At 34.1% G+C, this 14,403-nt stretch carries 8 protein-coding genes and 1 tRNA gene; 3 read left to right on the top strand and 6 right to left on the bottom strand.

Going from position 1 to position 14,403, the window contains the following annotated elements; translation table 11 throughout:
- Nucleotides 1-95: 95 nt before the first annotated feature.
- From AB8B52_RS01375 to AB8B52_RS01355, 5 genes are all read right to left on the bottom strand, one after another.
- Nucleotides 96-473: a cupin domain-containing protein gene (locus AB8B52_RS01375; protein WP_406024485.1), complete on the bottom strand. Its 378-nt coding sequence runs from the start codon at nt 471-473 to the stop codon at nt 96-98.
- A 14-nt stretch (nt 474-487) separates the two neighbouring features.
- On the bottom strand, nt 488-2,767 hold the full coding sequence (locus AB8B52_RS01370) for an alginate lyase family protein (RefSeq protein WP_406024483.1): 2,280 nt from the start codon (nt 2,765-2,767) through the stop codon (nt 488-490).
- A 13-nt stretch (nt 2,768-2,780) separates the two neighbouring features.
- Entirely contained in the window at nt 2,781-5,363 is a 2,583-nt protein-coding gene (locus AB8B52_RS01365) for a chondroitinase-B domain-containing protein (protein ID WP_406024481.1), read from the bottom strand.
- A gap of 281 nt (nt 5,364-5,644) precedes the next feature.
- Nucleotides 5,645-7,972 carry a chondroitinase-B domain-containing protein gene (locus AB8B52_RS01360; protein ID WP_406024479.1) on the bottom strand — a complete coding sequence of 776 codons (2,328 nt, stop codon included), beginning with the start codon at nt 7,970-7,972 and terminating at the stop codon, nt 5,645-5,647.
- 305 nt (nt 7,973-8,277) lie between these two features.
- Nucleotides 8,278-8,359: transfer RNA gene (locus tag AB8B52_RS01355), tRNA-Leu, on the bottom strand.
- 142 nt (nt 8,360-8,501) lie between these two features.
- On the opposite strand from AB8B52_RS01355, the gene AB8B52_RS01350 reads away from it, so the two are divergent.
- The 3 genes from AB8B52_RS01350 to pth all read left to right on the top strand — a co-directional run bounded on the left by AB8B52_RS01350 (nt 8,502) and on the right by pth (nt 11,013).
- Entirely contained in the window at nt 8,502-9,443 is a 942-nt protein-coding gene (locus tag AB8B52_RS01350; protein ID WP_406024477.1) for a ribose-phosphate pyrophosphokinase, read from the top strand.
- Nucleotides 9,444-9,655: 212 nt separating this feature from the next.
- Entirely contained in the window at nt 9,656-10,303 is a 648-nt protein-coding gene (locus AB8B52_RS01345) for a 50S ribosomal protein L25/general stress protein Ctc (protein WP_406024475.1), read from the top strand.
- A gap of 77 nt (nt 10,304-10,380) precedes the next feature.
- Nucleotides 10,381-11,013: an aminoacyl-tRNA hydrolase gene (gene pth, locus AB8B52_RS01340; protein WP_406024473.1), complete on the top strand. Its 633-nt coding sequence runs from the start codon at nt 10,381-10,383 to the stop codon at nt 11,011-11,013.
- Nucleotides 11,014-11,068: 55 nt separating this feature from the next.
- On the opposite strand, the gene AB8B52_RS01335 is transcribed toward pth, so the two are convergent.
- Nucleotides 11,069-14,383, bottom strand: coding sequence for a reprolysin-like metallopeptidase (locus tag AB8B52_RS01335; protein ID WP_406024471.1), 3,315 nt, complete (start codon nt 14,381-14,383; stop codon nt 11,069-11,071).
- Between the last annotated feature and the right edge of the window lie 20 nt (nt 14,384-14,403).

Below are 14,403 nucleotides of genomic sequence, written 5' to 3'. Positions count from 1 at the left end.
ATACATAAAAAAAGCCCTCGCATTTAAACGAGGGCTTTTCAATTTAGATATAACTGTGATTCTCTAAAATCTCACTTATTTTATATTACTTTTTATCAAGACTCCTTATCTCCAAAATAAGACACAGCATCGCCACTTAAAAAATCTTCTCTTACTGGACTAAAGGTATCAATTAACATTCCTTCTTCTAAACAAACTGCACTATGCAACAAGTTCGGCTCAATGTAAACTCCATCACCTGCTTCTACAATTTGTTTTTCTCCATCAATTTCAAATTCAAATTTACCTGAAACACAATAGGTTGCTTGTGTATGGAAATGTTGGTGTGGCGCACCTAAAGCTCCTTTCTCAAATTTTACCTGTACCATCATAATTTGGTTGTCATAGCCTAAAAATTTTCTTGAAACTCCTCCTCCAAGTTCTTCCCATTTCATGTCTTTTGTAATGACGTATTTTTCACTAAATCTTTTCATATGTTTAAATTTTTTTATTTGAAATAATAAGAACCTGACCACTCATAGTTCTTATCGTTAATTTTTAAATTATGTTTTTCTTCTTTTGAAGTATTTATATTTGCAGTAATAAATAGTTTTATGTTGCCTTTTAAATCCGTGATTTGTATTGCCGTATACGCTGCAGTATCTAAAACAACTTTTAATTCCTTGATGTTACTTTTTGTATTAACCGCAGATTCTGAAATAGGACTATAACTGCCGTGTGCTTCAATCACCGAGACAAAAGTTGTTCCCTTTGCATTTTTTCTTCTTAGTAATAAAGCAGGATCTCTACGTAAATTAAAATCTGGATCGTTTGCACCAATTCTAGTGAATAATAAGTCGTCCTTACGGTCTGTAATTGTTGTTAAGGTGTAAAACTTGCGATTATTCATCCATGTGAACTTTGAATTTTTATCATTAGCCTTAGCTATACCTTCTACAAATAAATGTTGATACCCATTTTTGGTTCCTAAAGGCTTCAAGATTTCTGGTGTGTTATATTCAAAATTGGTTTGTATTACTTGTCCAAAAAAGTAATATGGAAAATCATACTGATTAGCTTTATTAGAAGTCACCTTCATAATGTCTAGCAGGTATGGTTTTTCAAAATCTTCATCTTTTATGATTGCCATAGTGCGAAGCATTTCCGTTTCTGGATATGCATTGGTTTCTCTAGCACTTGCTACTTGTACGTTTTCATTATCGGACGAAAAATAATTTAATACAGAATGGTGTTGACTTCCAATATCGTACTTCCCATTAAAATGAGATGTTTCATTTTGAGTTAGTGTATTATGGGCAATCGTCTGTTTTGCCCACGTTTTATTTTCTTTTAAGTAATTGCCGCCACCTTTTTGCTCAATATTTACAAAGCGTGCTAACCCATAGTCTTGAAGAATTTCTTCACCTTTTTCATATAACGAATACGACAACTTATCGTAATGCCCATGGCTAGAACCTTGGGCTGCATATTTAAATACTAGCTCAATATCTTCATGTCGCAATATAGCAACACCACCTTGCTCTCCTTTTGGTCCATCTGAAAGATTAATTGATTTTTTGTTGAATGGCTTTTCTTTACCATCTCTAATTCCTAAAGCCACAGCTAAACCAGAATCATTTAACAATACTTGATCTTGTTGCTTGGCTATGCTCAATAAACCAGCATCTTGGTCTCCATGATAATAAGACACATTTACAGCAGTTACTAAAGCACTGTTGTAATAGGACATTCCTTTTTGACCGTCATTAAGCGGAAAGAATTCACCATCTGCATCAGACAAATTTAGTAAGGCATTAATAGATTTAAGTAAAACACCTTCTTTATAGTCGAAAATATTAAGTTCTGGTTTTACATTGAGTAAACCTTCTGCAAAAACTAAGAAAGGATACATGGCATAACGCTGATAATATGGTCCTTCGTTATAATAACCGTCTGGCGAAAATGGTTCTTCTATATTTGCTAAAAAACCAGCTTTTCCATCTTTATTTAAAAACCCACCATCATCATCTTTTTCTTTAGTATCTAACTTCAAATCTTTAATACCGTATAAAGCACGATCAATTAATTCTTGGTCATTCATCACTAAGCCAATCATACCAACTGCTGCATTTCCCCAAGTACTATGGTTGTGAACACGTTGGTAAAATTGTGGACTGTCTACTGAAATATGATCTGCAAATGGTCTAAACAAATTAGTTTCTAGGGTATTGCGTTCTTCTTCGGTTAAATAATTATAAATACAATCGTAAGCCTGACTTACATAGACCAACCAATTAGAGTCATTTAAACATTGCCAAAATAATTTGCCTCTGGCATAAGATCTTGTTTTGGGATGAAGCGGTAATGTTTTGTATAATTCTTCATAAGCCATTAGCATATCTTTGACATACTTCGCATATTTTTCGTCGTCTAAAATTTGATATAACAGACCTGCTTTTTGAAGTACAACCCAATTGCGTTTATGTCTAACGTGTGTGTAACCACCAGAATAATCTTTTGGAATTGGTACTTCGATGCCTAAAGCAATTTCTGCATCTATTTCTTCTTTAACTTTTTGCAACGAACTATCAAAAATTGGAATACGTCCTAACTGTGCTCTGATAGCTTGAACACCTTGTGCTGTAAGAATCAATTTGGGATGTTGTTGAGTAGGTGCTATTTCACTTTTAGCATCTGATGAAACAGCTGTCTCTTCATTTTTACATGAAAACATGAAGAATATAACTGCTACAATTATTAGGGTAAACGTTTTTTTATGCTTTGTCATTTACGAAATCAATTTATTTTGAAATTACAATCATTTTTGAAATGCTCTGATTTTTATTTGATAAATTAACAATGTAAGCACCATTAACCAAGGCTGATGTATCTATACTTAATTCCTCTATGGTCGAATCAACAGGTTTTTCAATCACTTTTCTCCCGTCTAAACTATAGACTTGTATGAGCTCTATTTGGCTATTTACACTTTTAATATTTAAAAAATCTTTCGCTGGAATAGGATAAAGCGAAACACTATTCTCTAAATTAACTTCACTTACCGACAAAACTTGACTTCCAAAGAATTCGATTTCGGTGATATTATTCCATGGACTTTGTCTTGCAGTTCCTGCAGTATTAAATCTTCCAAAGCCTATTAATTTTACATAACGTGCGTTAGCTGTAATTTCATATTGATCAAGACCTTCATCTGAACCTGTTGTTGTAGTAATTAGTAAATCGTCTGATGAGGCTGGCAGCACTATTGAGAAATCTGAAAGATCAGTTCCTGAAGTTGATAACCAAATTTGCAATCCATATGGATCATCCTTATCGTCAGTTGCAATTTGTATTAAATCAAGGTTGTATTCAGTTCCTAAATCGAAAATCACATATTCACCGTCACCCTTATAATCACCAGCTACAATTGCACCATCTTGAGCTGTCCAATGCGAATCAATAACTTTATCTAATGTATTTGTTGCGTAATTAAATCTATTATTTTCAGGTTCTACTTGTTGTTGAGAAAAAGAATGTACTGAAACCGAACCACCACCTGGTACATCGTTAATAAGGTCATATAAATCTGTTAAATCTACACCTTCTTGTGTGACATTTAAAGTTCTAACAATGTCATCACCTCCAGGAACTTGTGTAAACGTTACAGTACCTGCTCTAGGATTTGTATCAACATTTTCAGTTACAGCAACAGAAAGCATTGCATCGCCAGTACCCGATGTTATATTTATAGATATCCATGCAACGTTAGAAACTGCTGTCCAACTTACATTTGCAAATACAGCAACATCATTACTGCCAGCATCAGAAGAAAACTCGGGTAAACTATCTACAGTTAGTGACTCTACAACTTCTATATTACAATCACCATCAATTATACTTCCACCTAAATAATCTACAAAACAAGCACCTATGCCGTAACCAACCATAGCATCTGTTGTTGGTTCATAAGTTCCTAAATCCGCACCTTTACCTGAAGAGCCTGCACCAGAAAACGTAAAAATTTCACCATTTGCAGTAGCTGTAATTCCTGTTTCTTCAGAAAATCCTGTATTAGTTTCACCTAAAACGGTTCCTGTGTACACATTTCTTGTATAGGTTAATGCAGTGCCTAGATTTACATAAGACGTTGGTGTATCACCTGTAAAAACATTAGTTATATTTGGATCAGCTGCAGCAAAATAAATTAAATTGTCTGTAACTGTTCCTGTAGGATCTGTTGATCCTTTATCAATGTTATAAAACAAAGGTGCATTAGTATTTATAATGGTATTGTTAGATAGGTTAATATTTTCAGATTGCTGGTAGCCATTCGTCGTATTACTAGCTGTACAAGGCACAGCATTTGCATCTCCACCACCTAAAAATGTGATGCCATTATTCCATTTTGCCTGACTGTTTACCGTGATACAATCTTGAATATAATTATTAGTAATATCATGGTTACTATCAGATATTCTAATTCCTCCTGTGCCTTCAACATCTTCACCTAAAAAGTAATTGCCATCAACTGTTGCCTCTGAACCATGACGCAACACTAAAGAACCTCTGCATCTTCTAAAAGTGTTATTAATGAAGAGATTGCCTTTACTCTTATTAGTAATGATTTCATTTTCACCATCTGCTTCTACAAAATAGTTATTAATTACAGTGACATTACTACTTACATTTTGATTTTCACTCGAACCAATACGAATCGTTTCACTATCACCAGAATTACTTAAAGTGTTATCAATTTTTTCATAATTATAGAAATAGTTATTCGTAATTGTATGACCAACTATGGCACAAGGATCATCTTCTGCGTTGTATTGATATTCTGCCAAAACCAAAGCACCTGCACTCACTTTATTCATAAAAGAACAGTTAATTACAGTATTATACGTGCCGTAAAGCACAATCCATCTGTGTTTTGTAATAGAACTATTTGCGATATCATCAGCGATATCGTCTGGATGAATCTCTAAACCATCAATGACACAATTTTGAATTGTACTGTGATTGGCATAATCCGTACCGTTTCTAAATTGAATGAAATTGCTTGCACCAAAACCACCTTGCCAATGAAAACCATCAACAACGACATAATCTCCGCCAATATTCATTTGTAAACCACCTGTAAACTTAACACCACCAGGTGATTCTGCTCTAAAAATAATAGGATTAGCTGATGTGCCATTACCAATAAAATCGATACGTTCGTCTGTATTGTAAACACCATTTGCTAGAATTATTACATCACCAGCGACATAAGTATTGTCTTCCAATTGTTCTGGATCGTTTATATTATAGGTAGTTTGACCATATATTGAACCAGATCCAATAAAAATGCAAAAAAGTAATGCTAAAAAGTAACTATTTTTCATTGTGAATTGTATTTCGTAATTTCATTTTTATTCTTTTTACTATAGCTTAAAAACAACCGCCTTTTATGTTTTAATTAATACAAAAAACACGAGTGTTAGGTTTTGTTTGTGAATCTAAATTTGAATGATTTAACCAAACTTCAGCATCAATTCCATCTTCGATTAGAAAAAGTATGTCTGAAATTGCTTTAACATCTTTTTTTAGACGCTACTAGAGTTAAATGTATCACCATATCGTAATTACTGATTTTTTCATTTTACAAAATATATACTTGACATTGTTAATACATCAGCGTCATCACTAAATTTTCTTCAGTTTTTATTTGTCCAGAATTAGTGAAGCTATTATCAGATTCTACATTGTTTTTTGCTCCCCAAAGAATAGATACAAATTGTACTAGATTATTTTTAAATGTGTTTTTAGTAATATTTACATTGACAATTCCATTATGGTTTAGAAGTCTTTTATTTGGCTCTTTTGCACCACAATTGGTAAAAATTGAATTGGTAACTAAAAGGTTTCCACCAATGGTAGATTCGTCATAACCACCTCTATAATAATCAATAACATTTGTTTTAACGTTGTTAAAGTTACACGTGTTTATGGTTAAATATTCTGTATTGTAATCTCCTTTATCGTTTGTTTCCTCTGACAGTTCTATTCCGTTTTCGCAATTAGAAATTGAAGTGTTTTCAAAAGTAACACGCTCTGCAAATGATTCTTTATACGCTTTTAAAACATAATTGAACTCGCTTATCTCTGAATTTGAAACGGTTAACCCAAAGTGATTAGACATGTTTTCTTTTAAACTTGCGAAGGCATAATTTGATTGATTCCCTTTTATTGCTAAATTATTTACGGTAAGCTTTCCTTTAGGTTGTAATGAAAATAATGGTGTGTTTGAAGCTCCTGAAAAAACGACTAAGGCTTTTTCAGTTCCTTTAGATTGAATGGAAATTGTTTTATTGATTATTAAAGAATTCTCTAACATATAAGAGCCTTCAGACAAAGCAATAATATCACCATTACTTGCTTCATTTATTTTAGTTTGTAAGTCTTCCGCTTTAGTTACCAAATGTGTTACCGGTTCTTTTGCGTCAACGATGTTTGAATACCACGTAGTGCCATATTTAGATTTGTCTAAAATGTTGGGATTGGAAACATTCTTACCCGTTATAGCACCGAGACTATTATCGTCTTTTCTTGATACACCTAGCAAATCGGTTGCAATCGTATTAAAATCGAATCCATTATAAGCACTAAAATCATCAGGTATACCCACAGGAATATAAATATGGTCTGATAATTCTCTAAGTTCTAATTGTTCTTCAACAATACCTCCATCAAAATTATTGAACTTTACACCTTGATTGTTGATGACATTATTCTTAAAAGTTACGCCATCAGCTTTATCATTTTCCACAACAATACGGTTAAGGCCTTTTTCATTGTAAATAATATTGTTTGCAACCGTTGTTCTAATTGCTCTGGCTGAACGGATTTCGGATTTTGGTAATACATCTGCTTGTGCAATATTTGTACCTACTCCAAATTGCCAAGGCGAGCTACAGTTGACATATGTATTATAAGCAACCACAACATCTGTAACTTGATTGTAACGGTTTAATGGAGATTTTGGAATCCCGTTCATTACTGCCAATGGACTTCTAAAACTCTTTCCTTTTAAACCATAGAAATAATTATTGACGACCCAATGTCCTGTATTAATAATTCTAATGCCACCATAGTTTTCGTTAACGCCATCACCAATAAAATAGTTTCCATCAATCATAGCATAATTACCATGACGTGTTACTAAAGATCCTTCGCTTTTATAAAATACGTTATTTTTAAATACGTTAAAATTAGTTTTACTCGAAATAATTTCGACTTCTCCATTACATTCTTCAAATAAATTATTAGCGACATAAGTATGACTTGGCGACATTGATGTATAGCTATCTCCTAGTTGAATTGTTTCTCCACTTGGACCACCCTTTACTGGTCTTGGTCCAAAATGATTGTTGACGATTTGATGGTAATTATTGATACTTTCAATACCTGCAATACTTACTCTAACGGTTGGTCCTCTATTGGTTTTTCCGGCAATATAAGAATTACTAAGTTCGTTGTGTCTGCCATGAAATTGCACCCATAAATCGCTATTATCACGTTTTGGTTTATTGAAGTCTTCAATTACACAATTAGTGACTTTACAGTTATTTGCAATTTCATCTGGCGCATCTTTATGGCTTATTTTAAAGTCGATGACGGCATTAGATGGCGAGAATCCGTTTTTAAAGTGTAAGCCCTCAACAATTAGATATTCGCCTCCAAATTTTAAATACGATTGGCCTTCAATAGTTACTTTACCAGCAGTTTCTGCTTTTAAGGTTATTGGATTGTCTTTTGTGCCTTTTCCTCTAAATTTTATTTGAATGTCTTTATAAACACCGTTTTTTAACTCAATAATATCGCCTGGCTTACTTTGTTTGATGGCATCAGTTAGTGATATACTGTCACTCACCTTAATAACCTCCTTGAGAGGTGCATTTTCACAACTTAACGTAATTATTAAAAAAATGATACCGACTACTACTCTTTTCATTTGTTGTTATTATAATTATTGAATTAGTATAAAAGCCACTCATTAACGTAAAGGCTTTTATCAAAAAAAAACTTAGCTATTCAAAAAAAATATTTTTATGACTATTCTACAAACTTAAATACTGATAGGTACTATTTTTGTCACAAATATAAATTGGTCAACCAATCTGGTTAACCAAAAATAAGCTTATTTTTTAATAGTAAGAAATATATCCTCTAGAAATTTACCATTGAGCTTAACCTCAAGTTAGAAATAAAACAATAAAAAAAGCCTAATCTTTCGATTAAGCTTCCTGATTTTATCTGTACTCAAGGCGGGAATCGAACCCGCACGTCTTGCGACATTGGATTTTGAATCCAACGTGTCTACCAATTCCACCACTTGAGCAATTTTGGAATGCAAAAATAGAAAATTATTTCGCGCAGACCATCAAAATAAGTCGATTTTATACTTTTGGTAGTAAAATAATTTTCTAAATTTGAAGCAATTAAAAATCCCATCACTACACCAACTAAATAACTGAGAACAAATGCCATACGAAACTAAAGAAGCCAAGATTTTTGCCTGTTCGCAAAGTACTTACCTAGCAGAACAAATTGCCGAAACTTACGGAGTTAAACTCGGAAAGGTCATTACCTCTACTTATAGTGATGGTGAATTTCAACCGTCTTACGAAGAATCTATTAGAGGAACACGCGTTTTTATTATAGGCTCTACACATCCAGGTCCAAAAAATTTAATGGAAATGTTGTTGATGATTGATGCCGCTAAACGCGCTTCAGCAAGACACGTCACTGCTGTTTTACCTTATTTTGGTTGGGCAAGACAAGACCGAAAAGACAAACCTAGAGTTCCTATTGCTGCAAAATTGGTAGCAAAAATGCTCGAAGCTGCAGGTGCGACACGTATCATTACGATGGATTTACATGCCGACCAAATTCAAGGGTTCTTTGAAAAACCAGTAGATCATTTATTTGCCTCAACTATATTTTTACCTTATTTAAAAAGTTTAAATTTAGACAATCTCACCATTGCTTCACCAGATATGGGAGGTTCTAAACGTGCGTATGCCTACTCAAAAGCTTTACAAAGCGATGTCGTAATTTGTTATAAGCAGCGTGAAAAAGCAAATGTTATTTCTCATATGGAACTTATTGGAGACGTCACAGGCAAAAATGTAGTTTTAGTGGATGATATGGTCGATACTGCTGGTACATTGACTAAAGCGGCTGATTTAATGATGGAACGTGGAGCGCTTAGCGTTAGAGCTATTTGTACACATCCTATTTTATCAGGCTCTGCTTACGACAAACTTGAAGCCTCTAAACTTGAAGAGTTAATTGTTACCAATTCAATTCCTTTAAAGCAAGAAAGTAAAAAACTACGCGTTTTAAGTTGTGCTAATTTATTTGCAGAAGTAATGTATAACGTGCATCATAACGAATCAATTAGTAACAAATTTATTATGTAAGCTAGTCATTTTAAACTCACTTTTATCCGATTTTAAAATAAAACACCACTACAACTAAACAGGTTTTAAAAGGTTCCAATAAAAAATAGCCTTTAACACTAGTATTTTCATATAATATGTCTAAATTTGCAGCCCTTTAAAGGAAAAATCCTTTTTAGGATAAGCCCTTAAAATGAGGGTATTAAATTTTAATTAAACAAATATTTCTAAAAATGAAATCAATTACAATTAACGGATCTCAAAGAGAAAGCGTAGGCAAAAAGGCAACTAAAGCTTTACGTAATGCTGGTCAGGTTCCTTGCGTTATATACGGAGGAGACAAGCCATTGCATTTCTCAGCACCAGAACTGGCTTTTTCAAAACTTGTTTACACTCCAAACGCACACACAGTTGTGATTGCTATAGATGGTGGTAAAGAAATTAACGCAGTAATGCAAGATATTCAATTTCATCCTGTAACGGATAGAATTATACATGTCGATTTCTATCAAATTTTTGAGAACAAATCAATTACTATGGAAATTCCTGTAAAAACTATAGGATCTTCTAAAGGTGTAATGAATGGTGGTAACTTAAGAATGCCTTACCGTAAGCTTAGAGTAAAAGCAATTCCTTCAAAATTACCAGATTTTATTGAAATTGATATTACTCCATTAAAAATTGGAAGTAAGTTCTATATCACTGAATTAGAAAACGAAGACTATAAATTCTTACACCCAGATAACACCGTTGTTTGCCAAGTAAGACGTAGTAGATTAGCAGTTGTAGATGCTGATGACGAAGACGAAGGAGAAGAAGGAGAAGCAACTGAAGGTACTGAAGGTACTGATGCACCAGCAGCAGAAGGAGCTCAGGAATAAATTCCAAAGATTTTAAATATTAAAAAGCATTCTATACTATAGGATGCTTTTTTTATTTTTACCCAAATCTGAAATATATGATGTTCAATTTAAAAAAATGGTTTGGTTTTACTGATCCTATTGAACTAACACCAGAAGACCAAATGAAAAAATTCTTAATCGTTGGCTTAGGCAACATCGGAGAAAAATACGCTAACACTAGGCATAATATTGGCTTTAAAATTCTCGATTATTTAGCTGAAACCAGTGACATTACTTTTGAAACTGTAAAACTTGGTGATGTTTCTACATTAAAAATAAAAGGACGTACCTTAATTCTTTTGAAGCCGAGTACATTTATGAATCTTAGTGGTAAATCCATAAAATATTGGCTAGAAAAAGAACATATACCCTTAGAAAATCTCCTTGTGATTACAGACGATTTAAATCTGCCTTTCGGATCGCTTCGTCTTAAAACAAAAGGTAGCGACGGAGGCCATAATGGTTTAAAAGATACGCAAGACAAATTACAAACCGTAAAATACAACCGTTTTAGATTTGGTATTAGTGATGAATTTAGCACAGGAAGACAAGTCGATTACGTCTTAGGAGAATGGACAGAAGACGAAAATTCTCAATTAAAAGAACGTTTAAAAATAGCCGCAGAACTCGTTAAATCGTTTGCTTTAGCAGGAGTAAACAATACCATGAATCAATTTAATGGAAAATAAAAAAGACTGCGATTTGCAGCCTTTCTTATCATATACTAGGATTCAATTCGTCCTTTTAATTCACTACAATTTTTTGGTGCTGAACCGTATTACCGTCCATAACCTTTACTAAATACACACCAGAAGAAACGTCTCTCAAATTAATAGATCTATTAAAATTAGCTTCTGATCGGAATTTTTCTTTAAAAATTTCTCTTCCATTCATATCATAAACCATAACCTCTATACTATTAGCGTTAGGATTATCCATGGCAATAGTGAAACTCCCTTTATTCGGATTAGGAAAAAGCCTAAATGCACTAATTATGTCATAAGTATCCGAAGAAAGTGTTACAACTTCACAAATATCTAACGACCAACTGTCTAAACTTCCTGTGATAAAGAAAATGGTATCTGACACATTTAATGTCCAATCTCCACCAGCACTACTTCCGTTAAACTGAGACAAATCGCCTTCTGGTTGAAAACTTCCTGTAAATGGAGCAGATCCATTGGTTATTGATGAGTCAGCGTCATTATCAAATACGGTATTGATATAATCATCGCCATTGGAGCCATTGTTAGTTGATAGTGCAACTTCCGTTCCGTCTGGAGCAATCAATTTTAAAACGACATCTTCAGTCCAATTATGAGTTAAATTAACCGTAACATTAAGATCTGTAATGGTATTTGTAGTTGCAGGTATGGTGATTATAGAATTAATTCCGGTTCCATTATTATCAGGAATACTAAATGGTATATCTAAAGCATTATGAGAGGCACAAGAGATATTTGCAGTTGTAAAGCTACTTTGTGCATAAGCACCTGTACCACAATCATTACTACTTCTTACACGCCAAAAATAATCCGTCGCGGCTTCTAAAGATGTGCCTGTATAAATAGCTTCGTTAAGCGCTGCGCTTTCAACAATTGTTGTGAACGTAGCATCCGTTGCAATATCAATTTCGTAAGCTGTTGCATTACTATCTGTTGCCCAAGTAAACAAAGCTGAATTTGCAGGTACATCTGCAGCATCAGCCTCAGGTGTTAGCAGCGTCAACGTTTCTAAGTTAGCATCAAAAACATTAAATGCTACATCTAACGTTTTAGTTATAGTGCCTGATGTACCGACAATGGTAAACGGATAATTTCCTATTGCCAGCGCACCAATTCCTGAAACTGTAAGCGTAATATCAGTAGCATTAGTATTTGTTGATAGTACTGAAAAATCTGCTGAAACTTCTGGAGGCAATCCTGATGTGCTAAACGTTGTGGTACCATTAAAGCCTAAAAATGTATTATACGTAAACATAAATACAGCATCATCTGGAGAACAAACATCTAAGATATCCTCTGCCATATTTAATACAAACTCTGATTCTTGAATAATGAAATTAACAGGATTAATGGCATAAAAAATATGATTATTTCCTTCTACCTTTACTCTTGCAGTTGTAGTATCGCCTCCAATTAATGGCACTGTAATTAGTGCTTCTCCGTTATTAGGGACGTTAGTTGCCAATTCAAAAGGGTACGTGAAACCTCCATCAACAGATAATAAAATATTTACCGTTGGTGTATTTACAGCTCCGACATCAGTACCTGCAACGTTCCAAGTGATGCTTTGGTTAGAACCTGCATCCCAAGTGTCATTTGTTAATTGAGAGGTTAAAACAAAAGGGCCTGCTGCTGCATCTACAGTAACGGTCATGGTATCATAACTACTTTGAGGCATTTGCCCTAACCCATTTGCTTCGCTTCTATCTCTTACAGTCAGCGCGAAATTTAGTGGTCTGCCTACATTCGATACGGTTTCCCAAGATGAATTATCAAGAGTTTCAACAGGATTTGTTTCTGTTAAATCTCCAGAAATTACGCGTTCTATAATTGGCATATAACGATCTGTGTCTGTACTTGGTGGTCGGGATCTCCAAAGCGGACCAGCAACTTTATCAGGTCCAAAATTAGCAGATGTTGTTCTGCCATTATCAATTTGTTCCCAAGTATAGGTAAGCACGTCGTTTACATCAGCATCACTAGCAGTTCCTTTTAAAACAAAAGCAGTTCCTATAGGAATGGTATAATTTATACCTGCATCTGCAACTGGAGGATTATTTGTAATTGGCGTACCAACCCAACAGGTTCTATTATTTAAATTATCTAAAATTTGAAGAATACTAAAATAATTGAAATAAGGATCGGAATGATCTTGTACGTCATTACTACCTGTAATACCTGCATAACCCATTATGGTAGTACCACTGCCAGGCTCAACATTAACTCCAGCACCTTCTGTATTCATAGAAAAGGTATGATTGGCTCCCATTTGGTGACCAATTTCGTGAGGTACGTAGTCAATATCAAAAAAGTCAGACATATAAGGACCACCATCATTATCGGTAAATGGATGCGCAGAATAACCACTTCCTTTTTGGCCATCGACACAAACACAACCAATACAGCCTGCATTTCCGCCACCACCAAAGGCAAATAAATGACCAATATCGTAATTAGCTTCGCCTACTACATTGGTTAATGTGGTTTGTAATTCTGAATTAAAACTATCATCGTAAGGATCTGTAGCTGCGTCTTCATAAATTATTTCTTTTCCTGAAACTAAGGTAAAAGTCACAGCCATATCGACTTCAAACACTTCATTATTTCTATTTAATGTTGAAACCACCTGAGCCAAAGCATCATCTTGGGCATCGCCATTTAAATCATCACCATCATCCCAAAAATTGGTATATTCTGCTGTGGTTGAAATTGCAATTCTAAACGTTCTTAATTGTTGATCGTTAGCGTCTCTGCCTGCATATTCCATTGCATCTCTTTCTAAAACAATACCGTCTTCTGTTAAACATTCAAAATCTTTAAAAACTTCAGTTCTTGCAGCTCTATTATATAGTAAATATGTACTTTGATCTGTTCTGCTTAACGGCACTATAAAATGCATGGGAGCATCTGTGTAAGTCACCATACTTTGCAGTCCTTGTGGTGTCACACTAAAACGCGCTCTTACTCCAGGCTTTTCTGTACTAAAGCCTAGATAGGTTTTAATATTAGGATGTAACTGTGCTAATTCTTCAGATAAAACAGGAGCTTCAACGACCGTAAATTGTTCTAATTCTCCCTCTGTATTTGGAAGGTAAATCATAGCACTAGAAGGCGTCACCATTTCAGAACGCAAAGGAGCATTAATCAGTTGCGCTTTAAATGCATCGATATCTAATTGATAGGTTTCATAAAAATTTTGGTCTAAAGTCGTTCTGTCTCCGTTAGCATTTAAATTTTCTAGATCTGTTTTCTGCCAATAATTCTGCTGTGCAGTTACTGAAAATACAGTTAAAAATATGGTTAATGCCAAAACAAAATGTAGTTTTGTTTTCATAGTTGTTTGGGTAAAAAATT

Origin of the sequence: Winogradskyella sp. (assembly GCF_045105575.1) — a bacterium.
GTDB lineage: Bacteria > Bacteroidota > Bacteroidia > Flavobacteriales > Flavobacteriaceae > Winogradskyella.
Note: the sequence above shows the minus strand (reverse complement) of the source record. Positions and strands in the feature narration are given on the sequence as shown.